The organism is Reyranella aquatilis (assembly GCF_020880995.1).
Classification (GTDB): Bacteria; Pseudomonadota; Alphaproteobacteria; order Reyranellales; family Reyranellaceae; genus Reyranella; species Reyranella aquatilis.
In genome coordinates, this window is the sequence record NZ_JAJISD010000001.1 from 245,549 (window position 1) to 270,652 (window position 25,104).

General features: G+C 66.7%; 25 protein-coding genes. 17 read left to right on the forward strand and 8 right to left on the reverse strand.

Annotated features, from left to right (window positions below; genetic code table 11):
- Positions 1–38: 38 nt before the first annotated feature.
- Both LJ725_RS01090 and LJ725_RS01095 read left to right on the forward strand, forming a co-directional pair.
- Complete coding sequence (locus LJ725_RS01090) at positions 39–803, forward strand: PALP domain-containing protein (RefSeq protein ID WP_230548771.1); 765 nt, start codon at positions 39–41, stop codon at positions 801–803.
- A 1-nt stretch (position 804) separates the two neighbouring features.
- Positions 805–1,716 (forward strand): peptidoglycan-binding domain-containing protein, encoded by a 912-nt coding sequence (locus LJ725_RS01095; protein ID WP_230548772.1) that lies wholly within the window; start codon positions 805–807, stop codon positions 1,714–1,716.
- 211 nt (positions 1,717–1,927) lie between these two features.
- Here the strand turns inward: LJ725_RS01095 and LJ725_RS01100 are convergent, their stop codons facing one another.
- Positions 1,928–3,004 carry a tartrate dehydrogenase gene (locus LJ725_RS01100; RefSeq protein ID WP_230548773.1) on the reverse strand — a complete coding sequence of 359 codons (1,077 nt, stop codon included), beginning with the start codon at positions 3,002–3,004 and terminating at the stop codon, positions 1,928–1,930.
- A gap of 13 nt (positions 3,005–3,017) precedes the next feature.
- Complete coding sequence (locus tag LJ725_RS01105; RefSeq protein ID WP_230548774.1) at positions 3,018–4,022, reverse strand: tripartite tricarboxylate transporter substrate-binding protein; 1,005 nt, start codon at positions 4,020–4,022, stop codon at positions 3,018–3,020.
- Positions 4,023–4,123: 101 nt separating this feature from the next.
- On the opposite strand from LJ725_RS01105, the gene LJ725_RS01110 reads away from it, so the two are divergent.
- Positions 4,124–5,041: a LysR family transcriptional regulator gene (locus tag LJ725_RS01110; RefSeq protein WP_230548775.1), complete on the forward strand. Its 918-nt coding sequence runs from the start codon at positions 4,124–4,126 to the stop codon at positions 5,039–5,041.
- A gap of 54 nt (positions 5,042–5,095) precedes the next feature.
- Here the strand turns inward: LJ725_RS01110 and nthB are convergent, their stop codons facing one another.
- Together nthB and nthA are read right to left on the reverse strand one after the other, a co-directional pair.
- Positions 5,096–5,710 (reverse strand): nitrile hydratase subunit beta, encoded by a 615-nt coding sequence (gene nthB, locus LJ725_RS01115; RefSeq protein WP_230548776.1) that lies wholly within the window; start codon positions 5,708–5,710, stop codon positions 5,096–5,098.
- 14 nt (positions 5,711–5,724) lie between these two features.
- A complete protein-coding gene (gene nthA / locus LJ725_RS01120; RefSeq protein WP_230548777.1) occupies positions 5,725–6,321 on the reverse strand; it encodes a nitrile hydratase subunit alpha in 597 nt (198 codons plus the stop codon).
- Between the two features lie 120 nt (positions 6,322–6,441).
- Between nthA and eno the strand changes: the two genes are divergently transcribed.
- From eno to LJ725_RS01135, 3 genes are all read left to right on the forward strand, one after another.
- The gene (eno, locus tag LJ725_RS01125; protein WP_230548778.1) at positions 6,442–7,719 is read left to right on the forward strand and encodes a phosphopyruvate hydratase; all 1,278 of its coding nucleotides are present in this window, start codon (positions 6,442–6,444) and stop codon (positions 7,717–7,719) included.
- A 203-nt stretch (positions 7,720–7,922) separates the two neighbouring features.
- On the forward strand, positions 7,923–8,852 hold the full coding sequence (locus tag LJ725_RS01130) for a bifunctional helix-turn-helix transcriptional regulator/GNAT family N-acetyltransferase (RefSeq protein ID WP_230548779.1): 930 nt from the start codon (positions 7,923–7,925) through the stop codon (positions 8,850–8,852).
- Positions 8,849–9,736, forward strand: coding sequence for a DMT family transporter (locus LJ725_RS01135; protein ID WP_230548780.1), 888 nt, complete (start codon positions 8,849–8,851; stop codon positions 9,734–9,736). Before LJ725_RS01130 ends, LJ725_RS01135 begins: the two co-directional genes overlap by 4 nt.
- A gap of 123 nt (positions 9,737–9,859) precedes the next feature.
- Here the strand turns inward: LJ725_RS01135 and LJ725_RS01140 are convergent, their stop codons facing one another.
- The gene (locus tag LJ725_RS01140; RefSeq protein ID WP_230548781.1) at positions 9,860–10,915 is read right to left on the reverse strand and encodes a linear amide C-N hydrolase; all 1,056 of its coding nucleotides are present in this window, start codon (positions 10,913–10,915) and stop codon (positions 9,860–9,862) included.
- A gap of 112 nt (positions 10,916–11,027) precedes the next feature.
- On the opposite strand from LJ725_RS01140, the gene LJ725_RS01145 reads away from it, so the two are divergent.
- The gene (locus LJ725_RS01145) at positions 11,028–11,717 is read left to right on the forward strand and encodes a Crp/Fnr family transcriptional regulator (RefSeq protein WP_230548782.1); all 690 of its coding nucleotides are present in this window, start codon (positions 11,028–11,030) and stop codon (positions 11,715–11,717) included.
- 100 nt (positions 11,718–11,817) lie between these two features.
- Here the strand turns inward: LJ725_RS01145 and LJ725_RS01150 are convergent, their stop codons facing one another.
- The gene (locus tag LJ725_RS01150; protein WP_230548783.1) at positions 11,818–12,465 is read right to left on the reverse strand and encodes a glutathione S-transferase family protein; all 648 of its coding nucleotides are present in this window, start codon (positions 12,463–12,465) and stop codon (positions 11,818–11,820) included.
- Between the two features lie 99 nt (positions 12,466–12,564).
- Between LJ725_RS01150 and LJ725_RS01155 the strand changes: the two genes are divergently transcribed.
- The 7 genes from LJ725_RS01155 (at position 12,565) to LJ725_RS01185 (ending at position 19,693) form a co-directional block, all read left to right on the forward strand.
- Positions 12,565–12,864 (forward strand): FtsB family cell division protein, encoded by a 300-nt coding sequence (locus LJ725_RS01155; RefSeq protein ID WP_230548784.1) that lies wholly within the window; start codon positions 12,565–12,567, stop codon positions 12,862–12,864.
- 200 nt (positions 12,865–13,064) lie between these two features.
- Positions 13,065–14,120, forward strand: a complete 1,056-nt coding sequence (gene pdhA, locus LJ725_RS01160) for a pyruvate dehydrogenase (acetyl-transferring) E1 component subunit alpha (RefSeq protein ID WP_230548785.1) — start codon at positions 13,065–13,067, stop codon at positions 14,118–14,120.
- Positions 14,121–14,124: 4 nt separating this feature from the next.
- Complete coding sequence (locus LJ725_RS01165) at positions 14,125–15,516, forward strand: pyruvate dehydrogenase complex E1 component subunit beta (protein ID WP_230548786.1); 1,392 nt, start codon at positions 14,125–14,127, stop codon at positions 15,514–15,516.
- A 15-nt stretch (positions 15,517–15,531) separates the two neighbouring features.
- Positions 15,532–16,812, forward strand: a complete 1,281-nt coding sequence (locus LJ725_RS01170) for a pyruvate dehydrogenase complex dihydrolipoamide acetyltransferase (RefSeq protein ID WP_230548787.1) — start codon at positions 15,532–15,534, stop codon at positions 16,810–16,812.
- A gap of 9 nt (positions 16,813–16,821) precedes the next feature.
- Entirely contained in the window at positions 16,822–18,234 is a 1,413-nt protein-coding gene (gene lpdA, locus LJ725_RS01175) for a dihydrolipoyl dehydrogenase (RefSeq protein ID WP_230548788.1), read from the forward strand.
- Positions 18,235–18,240: 6 nt separating this feature from the next.
- Entirely contained in the window at positions 18,241–19,200 is a 960-nt protein-coding gene (gene lipA / locus LJ725_RS01180) for a lipoyl synthase (RefSeq protein WP_230548789.1), read from the forward strand.
- Positions 19,201–19,207: 7 nt separating this feature from the next.
- The gene (locus tag LJ725_RS01185) at positions 19,208–19,693 is read left to right on the forward strand and encodes a type II toxin-antitoxin system RatA family toxin (protein WP_230548790.1); all 486 of its coding nucleotides are present in this window, start codon (positions 19,208–19,210) and stop codon (positions 19,691–19,693) included.
- Between the two features lie 23 nt (positions 19,694–19,716).
- On the opposite strand, the gene LJ725_RS01190 is transcribed toward LJ725_RS01185, so the two are convergent.
- Both LJ725_RS01190 and LJ725_RS01195 read right to left on the reverse strand, forming a co-directional pair.
- On the reverse strand, positions 19,717–20,208 hold the full coding sequence (locus LJ725_RS01190; protein WP_230548791.1) for a CinA family protein: 492 nt from the start codon (positions 20,206–20,208) through the stop codon (positions 19,717–19,719).
- Positions 20,209–20,214: 6 nt separating this feature from the next.
- On the reverse strand, positions 20,215–21,375 hold the full coding sequence (locus LJ725_RS01195) for a bifunctional 2-C-methyl-D-erythritol 4-phosphate cytidylyltransferase/2-C-methyl-D-erythritol 2,4-cyclodiphosphate synthase (protein WP_230548792.1): 1,161 nt from the start codon (positions 21,373–21,375) through the stop codon (positions 20,215–20,217).
- A gap of 122 nt (positions 21,376–21,497) precedes the next feature.
- On the opposite strand from LJ725_RS01195, the gene dusB reads away from it, so the two are divergent.
- The 3 genes from dusB to ntrC are packed head-to-tail and all read left to right on the forward strand — an operon-like array spanning position 21,498 to position 25,086.
- Entirely contained in the window at positions 21,498–22,505 is a 1,008-nt protein-coding gene (gene dusB, locus LJ725_RS01200) for a tRNA dihydrouridine synthase DusB (protein WP_230548793.1), read from the forward strand.
- Positions 22,505–23,614 carry a two-component system sensor histidine kinase NtrB gene (locus LJ725_RS01205; protein ID WP_230548794.1) on the forward strand — a complete coding sequence of 370 codons (1,110 nt, stop codon included), beginning with the start codon at positions 22,505–22,507 and terminating at the stop codon, positions 23,612–23,614. Before dusB ends, LJ725_RS01205 begins: the two co-directional genes overlap by 1 nt.
- Positions 23,611–25,086, forward strand: a complete 1,476-nt coding sequence (ntrC, locus tag LJ725_RS01210; RefSeq protein ID WP_230548795.1) for a nitrogen regulation protein NR(I) — start codon at positions 23,611–23,613, stop codon at positions 25,084–25,086. The genes LJ725_RS01205 and ntrC overlap by 4 nt, the downstream gene beginning before the upstream one ends.
- Positions 25,087–25,104: the final 18 nt, after the last annotated feature.

Genomic DNA, 25,104 nt, shown 5'->3' on the forward strand with positions numbered 1-25,104 from the left:
GTCGCATTTCGGTCATGTTTTTCGGGTGAATTGACGGCATGGTCCGTATTGCCGCCCTCGTCACGCTCGCCGTCCTCACGCTCGGCTCGACCGCCTGGGCGCAGGCCGCCTCCCAGTCGCCCTACGGCAAAGCCGAGCGGCGCGACCCTATCTTCCTGCGGTTCAGCGAGATGGCGAACCGCTATTGGGTGAATACCGAGACCAACTCGGCCAGCCACAAGGTCGTGGCGATCCCGATGCCCAAGCAGTGCGCCTTCCTCTACGCCGACGCCTACACACGCGGGCAACAGAGCGAGAGCGAGGTGCAGCAGACGGCGCTGTCCAATTGTAATCGGCGCCTCCAGGAACTCGGCCCCCTCGGCGAGAACTACGGCGTGGACTGCCGTTGCCAGGTCGTCATCAGCGACGAGACCTATGTCGTGCCGAAGGCGAGCATGCCCGACGACGCCTACGGCCCGGCCTCGATCTTCTATCGAGACGAGCGCGGCAACGTCGCGCGCCTGAACGGCCTCGTGCGCTACGGCGCGCTGATCGGCCGGGACCGCTCGGTGACCTTCACTGTCGACAATCCGCGCGGCGAGCAGGTCTGCAACGGCACCATGACTAACGAGAATCCCGGCAGCGGCCAGTTCTCCCTGTCCTGCTTCGGCGGCAAGTTCGCCGGCCGCGGCAGCTTCGAGAGCAAGACCGGCGCCCCTAACGACCACATCGTCGCGCGCGGCCAGACGGGGCGCGGCCAGCCGGTCACCATGGTGATCGGCCTGCCGGCGCAGCTCGCCGCCAACACCTACGGCGGCATCTGATATGCGCCTCGCCATTCCGTTCCTGGGCCTCGCACTTCTCGCGCCCGCCGTCGCCGTCGCTCAGAGTGCGGGCGAGGTGGAACGGTGCTTCCAGAATCCGGCCGCCTGCGCGGGCGGCGGGGCCGCGCCGCCGGCCCAGGCGCCTGCGCCGCCACCGGCGCCTCTGGCTGCCCGGCCCGCGCCGGCACCCGACTACACGACCGTGCTGAACAGTTCCGAGCCCGACCGCCGGAAGATCCAGGAATCCCTGCGTACGCTCGACAAGTATAACGGACCGATTGACGGCAACCTGCAGTCCGAGGCCACCATGAAGGCCATCAGCGACTGGCAGAAGGCACGCAATACGCCGGCGGTCGGCAAGCTGACGCCGCAGGAAGCGGCGCAGTTGAATGCCGAGGCCAGTCGCGCGCCGATCCGCCGCCTCGAATCGCCGCCGCCCCAGACCGCCCAGCCGGTCCCGCTGTCGCCGCCAAAGCCCTCGAACGCCGATGCGCTAAAGGCCTTGCAGGACCGACTCGCCGAGCGTCGCAAGGCCGCCGAGCCCAAGGCCAACGCCGCGGCCCAGGCGCTGGTGCGCGACCTCAAGGCCTACGTCGCCGCCGACGGCAAGGGCGTGGCAGGCGAGCAGTTCGCCGACTTCGCCAAGTGGTACGCCGACAACAAGTCGGCCGGTCGCACCGTCGGCGAGATCGCACCGGCGATCGACGATTACGGCGATGCCAAGGCCGGCGCCGCGACCACGACCGAGATCAGGTTCGAGACGAAGCAGGGCGATAGGACCTACGCACAGTGCCTGGTTTTCGCCTGGATCGAAGGCACGCCGCGCAGGAACCCGCAGGCCTTCGGCTGCAACGACGTCGCCGCGGTCGAGAAGTGGAAGACCGACCAGGCACTCAAGAGCGCCTGGCGGTAGGCCTCTCGTCGCTTTGGAGAAAGAGGCGCCGTCATCTCGACCGAAGCCTCGCGCAGCTAGGCGTAGCGGAGAGATCTTCTCTCGACGATTAGCCGGCTATTTGCAGAGCGAAGGTTTCTCCGCTTCGCGCCTTCGGCGCTTCGGTCGAGACGACGGGATTTCTCAATCGGAGCGCGTCACTCCAGTGGCGCGCTCCGCTTCTTCTGCTTCGTTAAGCGTTCGCCCCGTGGATCGCCTCGATCACGGCCTTGGTGACATCCGCGGTGCGCGCCGTGCCGCCGAGGTCGGGCGTGTGGAAGCGCTTGTCGGCCGTGACGCGCTCGATCGCCTTCATCAACCGGCCGGCGGCGGCGGGCTCGCCGAGATGTTCCAGCATCATCACCGCCGACCAGAAGGTGCCCACCGGGTTGGCCACGCCCTTGCCCATGATGTCGAAGGCCGAGCCGTGGATTGGCTCGAACATTGAGGGGAAGGTGCGCTCCGGGTTGAGATTGGCGGTCGGCGCGATGCCCAGCGACCCCGCCAGGGCGGCGGCGAGGTCCGAGAGAATGTCGGCGTGCAGGTTGGTCGCCACCACCGTGTCGATACTGCCGGGCTTCATCACCATGCGCATGGTCATGGCGTCGACCAGCATCTTGTCCCAGGCCACGTCCTTGAAGTCGGCGGCGACCTCGTGGGCGATCTCGTCCCACATCACCATGGCGTGGCGCTGGGCGTTGGACTTGGTGACGACGGTGAGGAGCTTGCGCGGCCGCGACTGCGCCAGCTTGAAGGCGAAGCGCAGGATGCGCTCGACGCCGGCGCGCGTGAACATCGCCACGTCGGTCGCCGCCTCGATCGGCGAGCCCTGGTGGACGCGGCCGCCGACGCCGGAATACTCGCCCTCGGAATTCTCGCGCACGATCACCCAGTCGAGTTCGTTGCCGTTCACATGGCGGAGCGGCGAGGTGATGCCCGGCAGCACGCGCGTCGGCCTCACGTTGGCGTACTGGTCGAAGGGCTGGCAGATCGCGAGACGCAGGCCCCACAGGGTGATGTGATCGGGGATGTCGGGATGGCCGGCCGAGCCGAAGAGGATCGCATCGTGCTTCGCGATCTGGTCGCGCCCGTCCACGGGCATCATGCGGCCGTGCTTCTTGTAGTAGTCGCCGCCCCAGTCGAAATGGTCGATCTGGAAGGCGAAGCCGCCCTCGCGCTTGGCGATGGCTTCGAGAACCTCGACGCCGGCCGAGACGACTTCGGTGCCGATGCCGTCGCCGGGAATGGCGGCGATCTTGTAGGTCTTCATCACGCTCTCCGGATCAATTGCTGGCCTTCACGCCGGCCGCCTTGATCACGGCGTCCCAGCGCTTCACTTCCGCCTCAAGATAGGTCTTGAGGGCCTGCGGGCTCACCTGGGCCTCCGCGACGGGCTCGGTGCCGAGGCCCGCGAAGCGCTCGACCACCTTCGGGTCCTTCAACGCCACCTTGAGCGCCGCCACGAGCTTGTCGGTCACGTCCTTGGGCAATCCCTTGGGCGCCCACAACGCGTGCCAGGCCGAGACCTCGAAGCCGGGCAGGGCGCCGCCGTCCAGGGTCGGCAGATCGGGCACCGACGAGACCTTGGCCTTGGTGGTGACGGCATAGCCCTTGATGCGGCCGTCCTTGATGTGGCCGGTCGTGTTGGTCGTCTGGTCGCACATCACGTCGAAGGTGCCGCTGATCAGGTCGTTCATCGCCGGCCCGGTGCCGCGATAGCCGACGCCTTCCATCTTGATGCCGAGTTCCTTCATCAGGATCAGCATGCAGAGATGCGAGGCCGAGCCGATGCCCGCATGACCGTAGGTCGCCTTGCCCTGATTGGCCTTCATCCAGGCGACGATCTCGGCGATGTCCTTGGGCGGCAGTCCCGCCTTCGAGACCAGCGTCATCGGCACGTCGGTGATGCGGCCGAGATGGTCGAAGTCGCCGACGACGTCGTACTTCAGGCCGTCATAGAGGGCGGGGGCAGTGGCCTGCGCGATATGCCAGACCGCGATCGTGTAGCCGTCGGGCGCGGCACGGGCGACCTTGGCCATGCCGATCGTGCCGCCGGCACCGCCGACATTCTCGACCACGACGGTCTGGCCCAGGGTCTTGGTCATCGATTCGGCGATCAGGCGCGCCACCGTGTCGGTCGGACCGCCGGCCGCCGCCGGAACGACGAGGGTGATCGGCTTGCTGGGGTAGGCGGCCTGCGCCTGGAGGGAGGCGACCGGCAGGGCCGACGCCAGGGCTGCTGACACGATCAGGGTGCCGGTCAGCAGGGCACGACGGAAAAGGCTCATGATTTCGCTCCCTTGGATTCTTCTTTGGACTCTCCATACGGGGACCGGCGGCGACCCGCAATCGGCGCGGGATTATACAAATTTCTGATATAATCCCCACCGTGGACCTGCATCAGCTTCGCTGTTTCGTCGCGGTCGCCGAGGAGCTTCACTTCGGCCGGGCGGCGCGCCGGCTCGACATGCTGCCCTCGGCGCTCAGCCGCGAGATCCGCCTGCTCGAGACTTCGCTCGGCGTGCCCCTGCTGCTGCGCACCACGCGCAACGTGATGCTGTCGCAGGACGGGGCGGCCTTCGTCGACGACGCCCGGGGATTGCTGGCGCGGGCCGATGCGCTCGCCGCCGAAGTCCGCGAACGCGGCCGCCGCCGGTCGCGCAGCCTCATCCGGGTGGGCGCGATCGACACCGCCGCGGCCGGGCTGGTGCCGGCGCTGCTCCACGACTTCCGCGAATTGCGCACGACAGCCGCGGTGCAACTCGTTGAGGACAAGACCGTGCGCCTGGTTCCGAAGCTCCTGTCGGGGCGGCTCGACATCGCCTTCATCCGGCCGCCCGAGCGGCTCGACAAGCGGATCGAGATGATGATGCTCTTCCATGAGACGCCGGTCGTCGCGGTGCCGTCGCGTCACCGGCTGGCGGGCCGGCGGCGACTTTCGATCGAGGCGCTGGCGGACGAACCGATGATCGTGCCCGATCGTAGCGCACGGCCGCACAGCCACGACCTCACGATCAAGCTGTTCGAACGGGCAGGCCTGCGCCCCAACCTGTCGCAGGGCGCCGAGGAGAAGCAGACGATCGTCCAGCTCGTGGCCGCGGGACTTGGCCTCGCCATCGTGCCGCGCTCGGCGGCCCGTCTCGGCGTCTCGGGCGTTCGCTTCGTGCCGATTGCGGCCCGCGAAACGGCCGGTCTCGACCTCCTGCCGATGGCTGCGGCCTGGCTGCGCAACGCACGCGACCCGCTGCGCGACGAGATGCTCGGCCTGCTCCGGCTGCGCCTCCCGCGCTACGCGGCGGGGGCGTGAGGCTCAATGTAGCGATGGAGCGCGCCACTCCAGTGGCGCTTTTCGATGAGGCTACTACGCGCGTTCGAGGTAGCTCTCGAAGACGCCGACATGGACGAAGGCCTGGTCTGCCGAGTCCGACCACAGGTCGCGCGAATCGAAGCGGACGTCGTAGGTCGGCTCGTCTTCGGCCTCGATGCCATGGCCGTGGGCGTCGGGGAACGGGTAGGGCGGCGACACGCCGACCACGACGCCGCTCTTGCCGCGGATGTAGCCCGGCATGCGGACGTGACCCGGGACGTAATCCGTCTTTACCGTGACCCTGTCGCCGACCTTCAGCGTCTCGCGCGTGGCTACGTTGCCGCGGCCGGGGGCGCTGGGCGAGGAGAGGGGGAAGGCGCCGCCCGCGCGGCGTTCCAGTTCCTCCTGCGTGAGGATGCCCTTCTCGACGCACAGGGTCGCGAGGCTGGTCAGCGAACGCTCGTAGTAGCTGGCCGACAGGTAGTGCCGCGGTTCCATGCGCTCGATGGCGTGGCGGTACTCGTCCATGTTGAAGATGCCGAGCTTCACCGCGAGCGAATAGAGCGCGTTGACCCGCTTCTCCCACGGTTCGTGGAAGGTCTGGGCGCGGAGCGAATAGCGGACCCGGCCGAAGCCCTGCTTGCCGCCGAGATCGTGCATGCCATCCATTTGTCTCTCCGGTACTAGAGGCGCGAGACGCCGATCATGGAATCCTTGGTGACCAGTGCGGCGAGCTTCTCCTCGGACCAGCCTTCGGTACCTTCCGGGCGCACCGGCAGCACCATGTAGCGCGTGTCTGCCGTCGTGTCCCAGACACGGATCTCCATGTCGGCCGGCAGGTCGAGACCCATTTCCTTCAGCACGGTGCGCGACTGGCGGACGATGCGGGCGCGGTACTCCAGGTCCTTGTACCAGTCCGGCGGCAGGCCGATGATCGAAAAGGCGGTGCACGAACACAGCGTGCAGCAGATCACGTTGTGGACCTTGGGCGTGTTCTCCAGCACGACGAGGTGCCGGTGATGCGGCGGCATCGAGAGGCCGAGTTCGGCCACGGCGTCGCGGCCGTTGGCAAAGAGGCGCTCGCGGAAGGCCGGATCGGTCCACGCCTTGGCGACCACGCGCGCCCCGTTCTGCGGCACCCATTCCTCCTCGGCGAGATGCTTGAACTCGCGGATGAAGTTGGCGGGCTCCATGCCGCGCTCGTGGAAGGCGGCCTCGATGGCATCGGTCCGGGCCTCGACGGAGGCGGCGGCCTGATGCTGATGGGTGTGGTCGGGCATTGTCTTCTCCCAGGGCGGCGGCAATTAAGGCCGGAAGTATAGGAAGCGCGCGCCATCGCGTCACTTGCTCGCCGCCGGGCGCGCGGGCTAGACAGGCCGCGCCCAACAGGAGTTTTTCTCATGAGCGCCATAGCTGAAGTCCGCGGCCGCGAAATCCTCGACAGCCGTGGCAATCCCACCGTCGAAGTCGAGGTCGAACTCGACAGCGGCGCGATCGGCCGCGCGGCCGTGCCGTCCGGTGCCTCGACCGGTGCACACGAGGCCGTGGAACTGCGCGATGGCGACAAGAAGCGGTATGGCGGCAAGGGCGTGCTCAAGGCGGTCGCCGCCGTGAACGGCGAGATCATGGACCTGCTGTCCGGGCTCGACGCGCTGGAGCAGATCAAGATCGACCGCGCCCTGATCGAGCTGGACGGCACCCCGAACAAGGGCCGCCTCGGCGCCAACGCCATCCTCGGCGCCTCGCTGGCGGTCGCCAAGGCCGCGGCGATGGACAGCGGCCTGCCGCTCTACCGCTATGTCGGCGGCAGCCAGGCCTCGGTGCTGCCGGTGCCGCTGATGAACATCATCAATGGCGGCGCCCATGCCGACAATCCGATCGACATCCAGGAATTCATGATCATGCCGGTGAAGGCCGACCGCTTCGCCGACGCGCTGCGCATGGGCGCGGAGGTCTTCCACGCGCTGCGCGGCCAGCTCCACGATGCCGGGCACAACACCAACGTGGGCGACGAGGGCGGCTTCGCCCCCAACCTCGCCACCGCCGACGAGGCTCTGTCCTTCGTCATGAAGGCGATCGAGAAGGCCGGCTACAAGCCCGGCGAGGACGTCATGCTGGCGCTCGACCCGGCCTCGACCGAGTTCTTCAAGAAAGGCAAGTACGAGATGGAAGGCGAGGGCAAGTCGTTCGATGCCGCCGGCATGGTCGACTACTACGCCGATCTCGTGAAGCGTTACCCGATCGTGTCGATCGAGGACGGCATGGCCGAGGACGACATGAAGGGCTGGAAGGCCATCACCGACAAGCTCGGCAAGAAGATCCAGCTGGTAGGCGACGACCTGTTCGTCACAAACCCGAAGCGGCTGGAGCAGGGCATCAAGGACGGGCTCGCCAACGCGATCCTGGTCAAGGTGAACCAGATCGGCACGCTGACCGAGACGATGGAAGCGGTCTCGATGGCGCGCAACGCCAGCTACGGCGCCGTCATGTCCCACCGCTCGGGCGAGACCGAGGACGCGACCATCGCCGACCTCGCCGTCGCCACCAACTGCGGCCAGATCAAGACCGGCTCGCTGTCGCGCTCGGATCGCCTCGCCAAGTACAACCAGCTCCTGCGCATCGAGGAACAGCTCGGCACCCAGGCGCGCTACGCCGGCACGTCGATTCTGCGGGGCTGAGCCCCGGCGGGACGGAACGATCAAGGGTCGCTTCGGCGGCCCTTTTTCATTTCTGCTCTCTCTGCCCATTCCGTCAGCGAAGACGCTGACACCCCTCTATTTTTTTGAATGGAGAGGTGCCTCAGAATGGCATGCTGTGCACCGTCAATTAATTGACGAAAGCAATTAATTGATTGACGATGGCAACCATATTGGAGGTCGCCATGGCAGCGTCGTCGCTCGCGTCCCGCATCGAGGCGGTGCGCCGTTTCTCGCGCTTCTACACCCGCCGCATCGGCGTGCTGGAGGAAACCCTCCTGCACAGCCCGTTCACGCTGCCCGAGGGCCGCCTGGTCTACGAGATCGCCAACCGCGACCGTCCGACCGCGCAGGAGCTTTGCCGCGATCTCGGTCTCGACCCCGGCTATGTCAGCCGCCTGCTGCAGGGGCTGGAGAAACGGGGCTGCGTCGCACGCAAGCGCTCGGCCGCGGACAAGCGTCAGACCGAGCTGACGCTCACGCCCAAGGGCCAGAAACTCTGGGGCGCCATGAACGAGCGATCGCGCCAGGACATCGCCGACCTGTTGGCCGAGCTGCCGGCCGATCGTCAGGACCGGCTGGTGAAGGCGCTCGGGACCGTGGAGAAACTGCTCGACGAGCCGCCGGAAAAGCGCGTGCCGTTCACGCTGCGGCCGCACCAGCCGGGCGACCTCGGCTGGATCATCCGCCGCCAGACCCAGCTCTATGCCAGCGAGTATGGCTGGGACGGCACCTTCGAGGCGATGCTCGCGGAGATCTCGGCGAAGTTCATCCGCAAGTTCGACCCGAAGTCGGACAATTGCTGGATCGCCGAGCGCAACGGCGAGATCGCGGGATCGGTCTTCCTGGTGCGCGCCGGCAAGACCACCGGGCAGTTGCGCATGCTCTACGTCGAGCCTTCGGCGCGCGGCCTCGGCATCGGCCAGAGCCTGGTCGCGGCCTGTATCGAGGATGCCCGCGCCAAGGGCTACAGGAAGCTGATGTTGTGGACCAACGACATCCTGGTCTCGGCCCGCAAGATCTACATCGCGGCGGGTTTCCGGCTCATCCGCGAGGAGAAGCACGAGAGCTTCGGCAAGAAGCTGGTCGGGCAGTTCTGGAGCCTCGATCTGTGAACCGGCCCGGCCCGCTGTGGGCCGCCGCCGGGACCGGCATCCAGGTCGGCGCCGCGATGGTGGCGACGCGCTATGTCGTCGACGCGGCCGGGCCGGGGTCGCTGGGCTTCCTGCGCTATCTCATCGGTCTCGCCTGTCTCGCGCCGGCCCTGTGGCTGCGGCCGTGGCGGCGCATCGCGGCACGCGAGCTGCTGCCGATCGGCCTGCTGGGGATCGGCCAGTTCGCGGCGCTGATCGTGCTGCTGAACTATTCGCTGCTGCACATTCCCGCGGCCCGCGCGTCGCTGCTGTTCTCGACCTTCCCGCTGATGACGATGACCCTGTCGGCGCTGGGCGGACGCGAGCGCTTCACGCCCGCCAAGATCGGGGGCGCGCTGCTCACCTTCGCGGGCGTCGCGATCGCGCTGGGAGGGGCGGCGATCACGGCGGAGCCGCAGCACGGGTCGGCGTGGCTGGGCACGGTGGCCGCCTTGGGCGCAGCCCTCTGCGGCGCCGTCTGCTCGATCTCCTACGCGCCCTATGTCGCGCGCTACTCGGCACTCCCGGTGACGGCCTTCGCCATGTTCGTGGCCGTCCTGGCGCTGGCGGGCGTTGCGGCTGCCGAGGGTCTCTTCACTGCGTGGCCTGCCTTCAAGGCCGGAGAGGTCTCGGCCATCGTCTTCATCGGCGTGTCGAGCGGCATCGGCTTCTTCCTATGGGTCTATGCGCTGGGCAACGCGCCGCCGACCCTGGTCACGATCTTCCTTGGTCTCGGTCCCGTGACGGCGGCGCTGGGTGGCACGCTGCTGCTGGGCGAGCCACTGCCAGTCGCCGCGCTGTTGGGTCTTGCCTGCGTCCTCGCCGGCCTTTGGCTGGCGCTCAAGCCCGCTGCGCAAACTGAGTAGGGGGCTGTGGCAACCCAGCGGACCGGACCGCGGCAGATCCGGTGAAATGGCCATCCATTCGACCGAACAGAGGGCCGCATCACTGTGCGTCAGTTCGATCCTGCGTCTCGCAGGAACGTGCCCTCACTCGCGCGGGATCATGAACTTGTAGAGTTCGGCGGGCCTGAAAGCGCTGGTCTGGTTGCCGCCGGTGTCGGGATTGCCGGCAAGTTGCAACTTGCGGACTCCACTGCCTTGACTGAAGTCCAACTTGGCAAAGTCGACCCAGACGATGCTGGGGCTCTTCGTGTCCTGATAGTAGTAAACCTTGTTCTTCTGATCTGAGACGGTCAACCACAGCGTGTCTGCTATGTTTGGCTGGCCTGGGATCTTGATGCCGATCGGCACGCTGACGTTTCGCATGACGCTGAAAACCGCGGCGACGGCGGTGCGCGGGTCAGCGGACTGCTTGGCCTCGTTGATGTAGAACGAGGCGCGGACGAAGCGGTCGGATGCACGGTTGGTACCCGGCAGGAAGGTGGTGCCGCCGATTCCCTGCCAGTATGTGTTGAGTGCCTGTTGCTGATCGAAAGTCGGGGAGTTCGTCATGACCTGGAATTGCCGGCCATGATGGATAACGAGTTTGCCGTCCAGATACTCGAAGATGGCGGAATCGCCCGAAGCATCCGAGATCGACAGGTGTACCGTTCCGGGTTCACCGGTCGGCGCGGTGATGGCGACCATGCGAAAGCGTTCTGCCCTCAGGTCGGCGACCGCCTCGGCAACGGTGGCATAGTTGTCCAGGACGTATTGGACCCACGCAGAATTGGCGAGCGTCGGACGAGTGTCGGCGGCGATCGCGGCGGGATACTTGGATTCCGGCAGGTAGAGCAGGTTCGCGACAAGCCCGCGCTCGTTCATGCCGTCAGCGCTGGCGCCATCATAGAGGGTCGTGACTACGCTGCCATACTTGCTGATCCATGTCAGAGGCTTGCTGGTGTTGCTGTGGCGCGCCGTGCCCCGCGGTGCAAGCCAGAGATTGGTGCCCAGATCGGCCTCGAACCAGTCCATGGTGCGGCCGGTGACGGTCTGGCCCTCGAGGCCGAAGTAGACGGCGCGGCTGCACGCTTGCGCCGCGATCGGCGTGATGATTGCGGCTGTCAGAAAAGCGGCAAGGCTGGCGGCAATTTTGCGCTTCATGGCGAGATCATCTCCCGAGTGTGGGACGCCAATACTGAGCCAACCGGACAGGAAGATGTTGCGGGAAGTAGCAATTGGGCTTGAGACGCGCTCTATGCCCCCCCGTCGGCCCATGACAAAGACAGAGATATTTTCGGCCCGTGGCTGGCTGTCAGAGCACCCGGCGTCGTTCCGGAAGGCGATAATCGACGCCGGGCTTCCGGTAACGGTGGCCTCGGGTCGGACGGTGTTTCGTGAAGGTGAACACTCGAGCGGGTTGTTCGGGGTAGTCGCAGGTGCCGTCGGAATGACGGGCGGCCACAAGCGGGCGACGCCGCGGCTTGGCCACATCATGCGCGATGGCGAATGGTTCGGAGCCAAGGCGCCGCTCGACGGTGGCCCGCGCGACCTGACGTATTGCGCCATCGAGACGACGCATCTGCTGTTCGTTGCCAATGCGCGGCTTTCGAAAATGATGCGGGAGAACACCGACGTCGCCATACGCGTCGGGCAACTCGCCGAGATTGGCGCCCGCCTCGGCAGGTGGATGGCACGCGACCTCCTGACGCGTGACGCCGGCCGGCGCGCTGCGGCTGTTCTGCTGCGGGTGCTGGGTGCCGGGGAACTGGCCCCATCTGATCCGCGAGGATTCCGGCTGACACAGCAGATGCTGGCCGAGATGACCAACCTGTCACGACACCATGTATGCCGCAAACTGGCCGACTTCGAGGCCGCTGGCTGGATCCATTGCGGCTACAATCGTATCCGGCTGCTCGATGCCGAGGGGCTTGCGGCGTACGCCTATCAAGACGATGAGCCGTGAGGTGAAGCCTCGGACTCAATTGAACAAAACGGGCGTTTGTCGTCGCGAAGAGTCGAGCGAGGGGCCCCCGCCTTATCTGCAACCTTACCGATCCCGGTGACTAGGCGCCGGCAGCCGCTCTCCGCTCGTCGGCCGCGGCGAAATGCGCGAGCTGGTCGGCGTGCGCTTTCCGGAAAGCGGGGCGGGCGGTGAGGCGCGTGACATAGGCCTCGGTGGCGGGCCGGTCGCCGAAGGCGCGGACCTTGCCGACACGCAGCACGTCGGCCATCAGGAGGTCGGCCACCGTGAAGCGGTTGGCCGCCAACCATTCACGTTCCTTCAGCACCGTCTCGAGCTGGGCGAGGCGATTGCCCATCCAGCCGGCGAGGGCATTGTCGGGCTGGCCGGTCATCGTCAGGACCCACCAGGGGACCGTGACCATCTCGATCGAATTGAGCGCGGCGACCATCCATTGCAGCGTCGCGGCTTCGCCGGCCGTGTCGCGAGGCATCAGCCTGTCGCTCTTCCGGGCGAGATGCATCAGCCCGGCGCCGCTCTCGAAGACATCGAGCTCTCCGTCCCGCAGGAAAGGCACCTGCCCGAAGGGCTGCTGCGCAAGGTGATTGGTCTCGCGGCCGTCGAAGGGAACGCTGCGCACCTCGTAAGGGAGCCCGGCTTCCTCGCAGGCCCATCGCAGCCGCAGATCGCGCACGAAGCCGCGCGGGCCCTTGGGTATCCAGTCGTATGTCCAAATGATCAGTCCGCTCATGCCGTTCGGCCTTTCACAGTCGCTAAGCCTCTCCAATCAAACGAAAAATCTTGACGGAAGGCCACCATATGTTGCCATATGCCTGCAGGAACGCCGCATATGTTGTTGAGACCCCGTCAGATTCTGGCTCCCGTCATCTTCGCCACGGTATTCGGCTATTTCGGATACCATCTGGTGAACGGTGACCGTGGCCTGCTGGCCATGGCTCATCTGCAGCGGGAAGTCCTGATCGCCGAGCAGAACCTCGCCGAGGCCGAGGCGACCCGCAAGATCTGGGAGCGCCGCGTCGCGGCGCTGCGCAACCAGAGCCTCGAACCCGACATGCTGGACGAGCGTGCGCGCGTGCTGCTGAACTTCGCGCGCAAGGACGACATCATCGTCTTCATGCCGACGCGCTAACGACGTTTTGATCTCGATGACGCCGTGCTCAGGGTTCGCCTCGCGGTCATCTGAAAGAAACTGTCCGGCGCGATCCATGGTTTGCAAACAATCGCTCAATTGCTGCGGCGCACGCGCGGCAAGTGTGTTTTTTCCTGCTAGATCAAACACATCGGCCTCTGCGATGTTATAAGCCGAAGCGCGTTCACGAGGGGACAGCCATGGCGAAGCCGGCCACCAAGCCGAAAGACGATCCTTCTCCCGCCAAGGCGAAGTCGCCGCCGACGCAATCGTCCGGCCCGGGCGACAACAGCGTCACCCCCGACGAACTCAAGACCTATTATCGCGACATGCTGCTGATCCGCCGCTTCGAGGAGCGGGCCGGCCAGCTCTACGGCATGGGCCTGATCGGCGGCTTCTGCCATCTCTACATCGGCCAGGAAGCGGTCGTGGTCGGGATGCAGGCCAACGTCCGCGACAAGGACGCCGTCATCACCTCCTACCGCGACCACGGCCACATGCTGGCCTGCGGCATGGACCCCAAGGGCGTGATGGCCGAGCTGACCGGGCGCAGCGGCGGCTATTCCAAGGGCAAGGGCGGCTCGATGCACATGTTCAGCCGCGAGAAGAGCTTCTACGGCGGCCACGGCATCGTCGGCGCCCAGGTGCCGATCGGCACCGGCCTCGCCTTCGCTCACAAGTACAACGGCGACAAGAACGTCTCGCTGACCTATTTCGGCGACGGCAGCGCCAACCAGGGCCAGGTCTACGAGGCCATGAACATGGCCGCGCTGTGGAAGCTGCCCGTGGTCTACATCATCGAGAACAACCGCTACGGCATGGGCACCTCCGTCGAGCGCGCCTCGGCCACGACCGAGCTCTACCGGCATGGCGAGGCCTTCGGCATCCCGGGCGAGCGGGTCGACGGCATGGACGTGCTGGCGGTCCGTGCGGCCGGCGCCAAGGCGATCGAGCATGCGCGCAGCGGGCAGGGCCCCTACATCCTCGAGATGCAGACCTACCGCTATCGCGGTCATTCGATGAGCGACCCGGCCAAGTACCGGACCAAGGAAGAGGTCGACAAGTACCGCAACGAACGCGATCCGATCGAACACATCCGCAAGCGCCTGCTCGACGGCAAGATCATCGACGAGGCCGGCCTAAAGGCTGTCGACGCCGAGATCCGCAAGATCGTGAACGACGCTGCCGAATTCTCCCAACACAGTCCCGAGCCCGATCCGTCGGAGCTGTGGACCGACATCCTGGTCGAGGCCTGATCCCATGAGCATTCAGGTTCTGATGCCTGCCCTGTCCCCCACCATGACCGAGGGCAAGCTCGCCAAGTGGCACGTCAAGGTGGGCGATGCCGTGAAGTCGGGACAGGTGATCTGCGAGATCGAGACCGACAAGGCGACAATGGAAGTCGAAGCGGTCGACGAGGGCACCGTCGCGAAGATCCTCGTCGACGAAGGCACGGAGGGCGTCGCCGTAAACACGCCGATCTGCGTGCTCGCGGGTGAGGGCGAGGATGCCGGCACGGCCGCAGCCAGCGCCGCAACGCCACCTGCAGGGGGCAATGCCGCGAAGGCCGACGTTCCCAACACGCAAGGCGAGCCGAACAAGGAACTGCCGCCGCAACCCGTCGTCGCTCCGGCAGCCACGCCGGCGGCAGAACCGGAATGGAAGGGCGGCACTCAGCACATCACCGTGCGCGAGGCTCTGCGCGACGCGATGGCTGCCGAGATGCGCGCCGACAAGTCGGTGTTCCTGATGGGCGAGGAAGTCGCCCAGTACCAGGGCGCCTACAAGATCAGCCAGGGGCTGCTGGAAGAGTTCGGCGACAAGCGTGTCATCGACACGCCGATCACCGAGCACGGCTTCGCCGGCCTCGGCGTCGGCGCGGCGTTCGGCGGCCTGAAGCCGATCGTCGAGTTCATGACCTTCAACTTCGCCATGCAGGCGATCGACCAGATCATCAACTCGGCGGCCAAGACGCACTACATGTCCGGCGGCCAGATGACCTGCCCGATCGTGTTCCGCGGCCCCAACGGCGCAGCCTCGCGCGTCGCCGCCCAGCACTCGCAGTGCTACGCGAGCTGGTACGCCCATGTGCCGGGCCTGCGCGTGCTGGCACCGTGGAGCGCCGCCGATGCCAAGGGCCTGCTGCGCGCCGCGATCCGCGATCCCAACCCGGTGATCTTCCTCGAGAACGAGATTCTCTACGGCCAGTCGTTCGACGTGCCGGAGGATCCCGACTTCGTGCTGCCGATCGGCAAGGCGAAGATCGAGCGCACGGGCAAGGACGTCACGATCGTCGCCTTCTCGATCATGGTCGGCAAGGCGCTGCAGGCGGCCGAGGAACTGGCCAAGCACGGCATCGACGCCGAGGTCATCAACCTGCGCTCGCTGCGCCCGTTCGATACCGAGACGATCGTGCAGTCGGTCAAGAAGACCAACCGCCTCGTCTCCTGCGAGGAAGGCTGGCCGTTTGCCGGCATCGGCTCGGAACTCTCGGCGCTGATGATGGAGCACGCATTCGATTACCTCGACGCGCCGGTTAAGCGCGTCGCCGGTCTCGACGTGCCGCTGCCCTATGCGGCGAACCTCGAGAAGCTGGCGCTGCCGCAGTCGAACGACATCGTCGAGGCCGCGCGCGCGGTCTGCAATCGCTGAGGCGGGAGAGCCGGCATGTCCATCAACATCCTGATGCCCGCGCTGTCGCCCACCATGACGGAGGGCAAGCTCGCCAAGTGGCACGTCAAGGTCGGTGACGCGGTCAAATCCGGCCAGGTGATCTGCGAGATCGAAACCGACAAGGCCACGATGGAAGTCGAGGCCGTGGACGAGGGCAAGATCGGCCAGATCCTGGTCGAGGAGGGCGCCGAGGGCGTGAAGGTCAACGCCGTCATCGCCGTCCTGCTCGAAGAGGGCGAGAAGGACGTCGCCAAGTCGACGGCGCCTGCCGCTGCCGCACCGGCCCCCAAGGCCGAGGAGAAGCCGGCAGCGCCAGCTCCCGCGGCCGCACCTGCACCGGCGGCCAAGCCGACCGCTTCCCCCGGCGGCACCCGCATCTTCGCGTCGCCGCTCGCGAAGCGGATCGCTGCGGAGAAAGGCATCGATCTCGCGAGCCTCCAGGGCTCCGGCCCGAACGGCCGCATCGTCAAGGCCGACGTCGAGAACGCGAAGCCGGGCGCTGCTCCGGCCGCGGCGGCTCCCAAGGCTGCTCCGAAGGCTGCTGCTCCGGCGCCGGCCGCCGGCGGCCAGCCGGTGTTCGTGGCCCCCGGCGACAGCCGCGTGCCGCACACCAGCATCCGCAAGGTCATCGCCCGGCGCATGCTCGAGTCCAAGCAGACCGTCCCGCATTTCTACCTGACGGTGGATTTCGAGATCGACGCGCTGCTGACGGCGCGCACCGCAATCAATGCCGTGGTCGAGAAGAAGGGCACCAAGGTCTCGGTCAACGACATGGTGATCAAGGCCTGCGCCAAGGCGCTGCGCGACCATCCCGAGTGCAACGCCTCGTGGACCGAGGACGAGATGATCCAGTACGGCGCGGTCGACATCTCCGTCGCCGTCGCCACCGATCGCGGCCTCATCACGCCGATCGTGCGCAACGCCGACATGAAGGGCCTGGCGCAGATCTCGATCGAGATGAAGGACCTCGCCAGCCGCGCCAAGAGCGGCAAGCTGAAGCTCGAGGAGTTCCAGGGCGGCGGCTTCACCATCTCGAACCTCGGCATGTTCGGCATCCGCGACTTCGGCGCCATCATCAACACGCCGCAGGCCATGATCCTGGCCGTCGGTGCGGGCGAGGAGCGGGTGGTCGTGCGCAAGGGCGAGATGGTCGTCCGCAATATCATGAGCTGCACGCTGGCGGTCGATCACCGCGTGGTGGACGGCGCCCTGGGCGCGCAGTTCCTGCAGACGCTCAAGGCGTATATCGAGCAACCCGCCGCGATGCTGGCCTAGGAGAGAAACATGGCCGAGACCAGTTTCGACCTGATCGTCGTGGGCGGCGGACCCGGCGGCTACGTCGCCGCCATCCGCGCCGCGCAGCTCGGGCTCAAGACCGCCGTGGTCGAGCGCGAGCATATGGGCGGCATCTGCCTCAACTGGGGGTGCATCCCGACCAAGGCGCTGCTGCGCACCTCGGAGGTCTACGGCCTCATCAAGCACGCCGAGGCCTACGGGCTTTCGGTGAAGGACGTCACCTTCGATCCCAAGAAGATCGTCGAGCGCTCACGTAAGGTCGCGAGCCAGCTCAGCAACGGCGTCTCGATGCTGATGAAGAAGAACAAGATCACGGTGTTCGACGGCACGGCCAAGCTCGCCGGCACCGACGGCGCCAGGCGCAAGGTCGCCGTCGCGCTCAAGGACAAGAGCAACGTCACCCTGACGGCCAAGGACGTGATCCTCGCCACCGGCGCCCGCGCCCGCCAGCTTCCCGGCCTCGAGGCCGACGGCAAGCTGGTGTGGAGCTACAAGGAAGCGATGGTGCCGCCGGAATTCCCGAAGTCGCTGCTGGTCATCGGCTCGGGCGCGATCGGCATCGAGTTCGCGAGCTTCTACCGCACCATGGGCGCCGAGGTGACGGTGGCCGAGGTGATGGACCGCGTGCTGCCGGTCGAGGACGCCGAGGTCTCGGCGTTCGCGAAGAAGGCGTTCGAGAAGCAGGGGATGAAGATCCTCACCGGCGCCACCGTGTCGAACCTTAAGAAGGGCGCCAACAACGTCGCCGCCACCATCACGGTCGGCGGCAAGGCGCAGGAGATCACGGTCGACCGCGTCATCAGCGCCGTCGGCATCGTCGGCAACGTCGAGAACCTGGGCCTCGAAGGCACCAAGGTGAAGGTCGAGAAGACCCACATCGTGATTGACCAGTGGGGTTTCACCGGCGAGCCGAACGTCTATGCGATCGGCGACGTCGCCGGTCCGCCGTGGCTCGCGCACAAGGCGATGCACGAAGGCGTGCTGGTGGTCGAGAAGATCGCCGGCGTGAAGGGTGTGCACCCGATGAAGACCGAGAACATCCCGGGCTGCACCTATTGCCAGCCGCAGGTGGCGAGCATCGGTCTCACCGAAGCCGCCGCGAAGGCGAAAGGCCTGCAGCTCAAGGTCGGCAAGTTCCCGTTCATTGGCAACGGCAAGGCGATTGCCCTTGGCGAGCCCGAGGGCTTCATCAAGACGATCTTCGACGCCAAGACCGGTGAGCTTCTGGGCGCCCACATGATCGGCGCCGAGGTCACCGAGCTGATCCAGGGATACAGCATCGCCAAGACGCTGGAGACCACCGAGGCCGAGCTCCTGGCCACCGTGTTTCCGCATCCCACCCTCTCGGAGATGATGCACGAGTCGGTACTGGCGGCCTACGGCCGGACGCTCCATATCTAGCCGATCATGGACGGAACCCTAGACAAGCTTTCCCTGACCCGGGCCGAGCGCCATCCCGAAAAGGCGCACCGGCCGGACAATCCCATTCAGCGCAAGCCGGAATGGATCAGGGTGCGTGCGCCGAATTCGCCCGAATATGCCGAGACCAAGCGGCTGATGCGCGAACTCAAGCTCACGACGGTGTGCGAGGAGGCGGCCTGCCCCAACATCGGTGAGTGCTGGAAGCAGAAGCACGCGACCTTCATGATCATGGGCGAGACCTGCACGCGGGCCTGTGCCTTCTGCAATGTGGCGACCGGCAAGCCGGGGGCATTGAACCCACACGAGCCGGCGAACATTGCAGAGGCGGTCGGCAAGCTCGGCCTCGACCATGTGGTGGTGACCTCGGTCGACCGCGACGACCTGGACGATGGCGGGGCAGGGCACTTCGCCGAGGTGATCACGGCGCTGCACAGGTCGGCGCCCGCGACCACGGTCGAGATCCTGACGCCCGACTTCATGCGCAAGCCCGGCGCCATCGAGACGGTGGTCGCGTCGCGGCCCGACGTCTTCAACCACAATCTCGAGACAGTGCCGCGCCTCTATCCGACCATCCGCCCCGGCGCGCGCTACTTCACCTCGCTGCGCCTGCTGTCGCGCGTGAAGGAGATCGATCCTGCGATGTTCACCAAGTCGGGCCTCATGGTCGGGCTGGGCGAGACGCGCGAGGAGATCCTGCAGGTGATGGACGACCTGCGCGCCGCCGACGTCGATTTCCTGACGATCGGCCAGTACCTGCAGCCGACGCCCAAGCATGCCGCGCTCGACCGGTTCTGGACGCCGGCGGAGTTCTCCGAGCTTGCCCAGATGGCGCGCGCGAAGGGCTTCCTGATGGTCTCGTCCTCGCCGCTGACGCGCTCGAGCTACCACGCCGGCGACGATTTCGCGCGGCTCAGGGCCGCGCGTCAGGCGCAAATCAAAGGCTGACGGCTCCTTGGCTACCCGTCATCAGGAACGGCGAGTCGTTCCGTTCCAGCCGCGCCAGCTGTTCGACCTCGTCGCCGACGTACCGCGCTATCCGGAGTTCCTGCCGTGGTGCTTCGCCGGGCGTGTTCGCCGGCGCGAGGGACCCAATGTCGAGATCGCCGAACTGGCGATCGGCTTCGGCCCGTTCCACGAGAAGTTCGTCTCCCGCGTCGAGCTGTCGCCCGATGATCCCGACGGTCTGCGTATCGTCACGACCGGCATCGAGGGACCGTTCCGGCTGCTGAAGAGCCGCTGGATCTTCCGTCGGCACCCCGAGGGCACGCAGATCGACTTCGAACTCGAATTCGATTTCCGCTCACTGCTTTTGCAGAAGACGGTGCAGCTCTTGTTCGCCGAAGCCGTCCGCCGCATGGTGTCGGCATTCGAGGCGCGGGCCGCGCAGCTCTACGGCAAGCCGGCAGCCGCCACGCCTCAAACTCCTCTACCCCGATAGGGGAAGAGGAACATGACGGAGGGTCAGCGCTCGGCGAGCTTGGCCAGCATCGCGAGTGCCGTGATCACCGTCAGGCGGCGGATGCCGTCGCGATCGCCGGGAAAGATGTGGCGTTCGGTCACCGGCTCGAAGCCGGTGCGCGCCGCACCAAAGTGAACGAGACCGACCGGCTTCTCGGCGGAGCCGCCGCCCGGGCCGGCGACGCCGGTCACCGAAACCGATAGATGGGCACCGGAGTGGGCGAGGGCCCCGGTCGCCATCGCGCGCGCCACCGGCTCGCTCACCGCACCATGGCTCACGATGGCGTCCCACGGCACGCCGATCATCTCGCGCTTGGCCTCGTTGGAGTAGGTGACGAAGCCGCGGTCGACGACGTCGGAGGAGCCGGCGATGGCCGTCAGGGTGGCCGCGATCAGGCCGCCGGTGCAAGACTCGGCCGTGGCGACCTTGAACCCGTGCTTGCGGCAGGTGAACAGGACGCGTTCCGCGGCATCCCGCATCTCGTGGTCGAACATCGGCAGTCAGCTCCTCGGGAGTTCCACTGTGGCCATGGCCTGGGCGGCGACGCCTTCGCGGCGGCCGGTGAAGCCCAGACCCTCGGTCGTGGTGGCCTTGACGCTCACGCGATCCGCAGCAATGCCGGCGATGCGGGCGATGCTCCGCACGATGGCGTCGCGATGCGGCCCGACCTTGGGGGCTTCGCAGACGATCGTGACATCCAGATGAACGATGCGCCCGCCGCGCGCCGTCACGAGGTCGACGGCATGGCGCAGGAAGCGATCGGACGACGCGCCGCGCCATTGCGGGTCGGATGGCGGGAAATGCTTGCCGATGTCGCCAGCGCCGATCGTGCCCAGCACCGCGTCGGTCAGCGCATGCAGTGCCACGTCGGCGTCGGAATGGCCGGCCAGTGACTGGGTATACGGAACCGCGACCCCACCCAGCATGACGGCGGCGCCCGGTCCGAAGCCGTGTACGTCGAAGCCGAGAGCGGTGCGCGTTTCCATGGGCAGCGAGATGAGATCGTCCGCGGTAGTAATCTTGCGGTTATCCTCGCTGCCCGCAACCATGACAACCTTCAGGCCTGCGCGCTCCGCGACGGCCGCATCGTCGGTCAATGCCGTCGCCTCTCCGGCGGCGAGCGGGGCAGCCGCGCGATGCGCGGCAAGCAGTGGCGCGAAGCGGAAGACCTGCGGGGTCTGTGCCCGCCACAGATGCTGGCGCGGCACGGTCTCGGTGACGGTATTGCCGTCGCCGACACGTTTCAGGGTGTCGGCCAGCGGGATGCCGAGGACGGCGCCATCGGTTCCCTCGGCGGAAGCGGCGGCAATGCACGCCTCGATCTCGGCAACTCGCACGAACGGCCGGGCAGCATCGTGAATCGCGACGAGGTCCGGGGGATTGCCGCTCAACGCTTCGAGCCCGTTCAGGACCGACTGCTGACGGCTGGCCCCTCCATGGATGGGCGGCGGCAGGGCGAGACCGTCGGTGGCTGCGACATAGTGAGCGTCATCTCCCGGACCGATAACGACCTGGACCCGATCGATGCCGGCGGCCTGGAATGCGCCAACCGTCCGGCGCAGGACCGGCTGGCCGTCGAGAAGCGCATATTGCTTGGGCAGCGGACCGCCGAAGCGGCTGCCGCGGCCGGCCGCGACGATCAGGGCGGTCACTTTACGCATAATGCTCAATCTAGCAGGCTTTCACGGAGGCGCACTGCGAGCCCTTGCGCAGGCCGATGGGACCCGCTATTGCTCGCTTAATTATTGTGCACTGCACAAGATGCCTAATAACTGAACAAAGAATGCAAAACGCACACCGCCTCAAACCCGTCGACATCGGACCCGTCCGCATCGAGGACCCGGTCATTCTCGCGCCCCTGTCTGGCGTCAGCGATCTGCCCTTCCGCCAGATGGTGAAGCGGCGCGGGGCGGGCCTCGTCGTCTCCGAGATGATCGCCTCCGTCGCGATGGTCCGCGAGAACCGCAAGACGCTGCTGATGGCGAAGACGACCCCGGAAGAATTCCCCATGTCGGTGCAGCTCGCCGGCTGCGAGCCGGAGGTGATGGCCGAGGCGGCGAAGCTCAACGAGGATCGTGGCGCGGCAATCATCGACATCAACTTCGGCTGCCCGGTGAAGAAGGTCGTGAACGGCCATGCCGGCTCCGCGCTGATGCGCGACGAGGTGCATGCAGCGAAGATCCTCGAAGCGACCGTGAAGGCGGTGAAGCTCCCGGTGACGCTGAAGATGCGCACCGGCTGGGACTCGACCAACCGCAATGCGCCGAACCTGGCGCGCATCGCCGAGGACTGCGGTATCCGGATGCTCACAGTGCATGGTCGCACGCGCTGCGACTTCTATGACGGTCACGCCGACTGGGCGTTCATTCGCACCGTCAAGGAAGCGACCAGGCTTCCTGTCATCGCCAACGGCGACATCAATACCCTGGACGATGTCGACCAGGCGCTGGAGCAGTCGGGGGCGGATGGCATCATGATCGGCCGCGGCGCCTACGGACGGCCATGGTTCCCGAGCCAGGCGATCCACTATCTGCGCACGGGCGAACGGCGGCCCGATCCCTCGATTGCCGAGCAGTATGCGGCGGTGCGCACGCATTTCGAGGCGATGCTCGAACACTACGGCCTGGAGACCGGCGTGCGCATGGCGCGCAAGCATCTCGGCTGGTACTCCAAGGGCTTCCCGGCGTCGGCCGACTTCCGCGCTGCCGTCAACCGCGAGACCGATGCCGACAGGGTTCGCAACCTGCTCGCGTCCTTCTTCCTTCCGGCGCTCGAGCGGCAGGCCGCCTGATGTCCCTGCGCCCCCTCAAGCGAAACGGCATGAGCGACCAGTTCCCGACGGCCCTTCTCGATTCGCTCTCCGAGGCGATCATCGTCGTCGAAGCCAGCGGCCTCATCCACTATGCCAACCTCTCGGCCGAGCAGTTCTTCGGTGTCGGCCGGGCGCGGCTGGTCGGACATCCGCTCAGCGAATTCATTCCCGAGGACACGCCGCTCTTCTCGCTGCTGGAACAGGTGCTGACGACCGGCGGCGCGGTGGCAGAGAACGGAGTCACGCTCTCATCGCCGCGCATCGGCACGCGCTTCTGCGCGCTGCGTCTGTCGCCGATCGTCGATAGCGACGGCCTGGTGGCCGTGTCGCTTGTCGAGCAGACCATAGCGCGCAATATCGACCGACAGATGTCGCACCGCAGCGCCGCCCGCTCGGTGAGCGCGCTGGCCGCCATGCTGGCGCACGAGGTGAAGAACCCGCTGTCGGGCATTCGCGGGGCGGCCCAGCTCCTCGAACAGTCCGTGCCGGACTCCGAACGCGAACTCACGGAGCTGATCTGCGAGGAGACCGACCGGATCGTTGCCCTGGTCGACCGGATGGAGGCCTTCGCCGACGGCCGGCCGATCGACCGAGGCCCGATCAACATCCATCAGGTCCTCAATCATGTCCGCCGGCTGTCGCAGAACGGCTTCGGCAAGGGCGTGCGCTTCATCGAGACCTACGACCCATCGCTGCCCGACGTGCACGGCGACCGCGACCAGCTCATCCAGGTGTTCCTCAACCTCGTGAAGAACGCCTGCGAGGCGCCGGGCGACACCGAGCGCGAGATCGAGTTGTCGACCGCCTACAGGCACGGTCTGCGCCTGGCCGTTCCCGGCCAGCAGACCCGCGTGAACCTGCCGCTGGTGGTTTCCGTGCGCGACAACGGTCGCGGGGTGTCCGACGAAATCCGCAGCCACCTGTTCGACGCCTTCGTCACCAACAAGCCGACCGGAACTGGCCTGGGTCTTGCTTTGGTCGCGAAGATCATCAACGACCACGGCGGCGCCATCGAGTTCGATAGCGAGCCCGGCCGCACATCATTCAGGGTCATGTTACCGCTTCAGTTCCCACAGGCCGCGCCATGAGCGAAGGCACAACCATTCTCGTCGCCGACGACGATCGCGCCATCCGCACCGTCCTGCATCAGGCGCTCGGCCGGCAGGGTCACACGGTGCGCAGCACCGGAACCGCCTCGACACTCTGGCAGTGGATCCAGGAAGGCGAGGGGCAGCTGGTCATCACCGACGTGGTGATGCCCGACGAGAACGGCCTCGACCTCGTGCCGCGCATCCGCAAGCTGCGGCCCGACCTGCGCATCATCGTCATGAGCGCCCAGTCGACCCTGCTCACGGCGGTGCGCGCGACCGAGCGCGGCGCGTTCGAATATCTGCCCAAGCCCTTCGACCTGAACGAACTGATCTCGGTGGTGAACCGCGCGCTCTCCGCGCCGGCCGCCTCGATGCCGCGCACGGCCGCGCTGCCGGATGAGGGCGAGAGACTGCCGCTGATCGGCCGGTCGCCGGCGATGCAGGAAATCTACCGTACGCTCGCACGCCTGATGGCCACCGACCTCACGGTCATGGTCACGGGCGAGTCGGGCGCCGGCAAGGAGCTGGTCGCGCGCGCTCTGCATGATTACGGCAAGCGCCGGAAAGGCCCGTTCATCGCCCTCAACATGGCGGCGATCCCGCGCGAACTCATCGAGAGCGAGCTGTTCGGCCATGAGCGCGGCGCCTTCACCGGTGCGGTCCAGCGCTCCGCCGGCAAGTTCGAGCAGGCCTCCGGCGGCACGCTCTTTCTCGACGAGATCGGTGACATGCCGCCCGAGGCCCAGACCCGCCTGCTGCGCGTGCTGCAGGAGGGTGAGTACATGACGGTCGGCGGCCGCACGCCGATCAAGGCGAACGTCCGCATCGTGGCGGCGACCCATCGCGACCTGCGCCGGCTGATCCAGCAGGGTCTGTTCCGCGAGGATCTCTACTACCGCCTCAACGTCGTGCCGATCCGCCTGCCGCCGCTGCGCGAGCGGCTGGACGACATTCCCGAACTCGCCAATCACTACCTGCAGGCCGCGACGACCGACGGGTTGCCGACCAAGGTCCTGTCGCCCGAAGCGATGGCGCGCCTGAAGCAGCATCGCTGGCCGGGCAACGTGCGCGAGCTCGTCAATCTGGTGCGCAGGTTGTCGGCGCTCTATTCCGAGGAGATCATCGGCGTCGAGACCATCGAGGCCGAGCTGGCGGACGCCATGTCGGCCGTGGAACCCGCGTCTTCGCCCGCCGACATGCCCGACGACGTCTCGCTGGCCGATGCCGTCGACCGTCACCTCCAGTCGATGTTCGCCGCCCATGGCGACCGGCTGCCGCCCGACGGCATGTACGATCGTGTCATTTCAGAGGTCGAGCGCCCGTTGCTGGCGCTGGCGCTGGGGGCGACCCGCGGGAATCAGTTGCGCGCGGCCCGTCTCCTGGGGCTCAATCGCAATACGTTGCGCAAGAAGATAAAGGACCTCGACGTCCCCGTGGTTCGCACGCCGCAGGTTCGCCGAGGCGGGTGACCTCGTGACAGCTGCGCT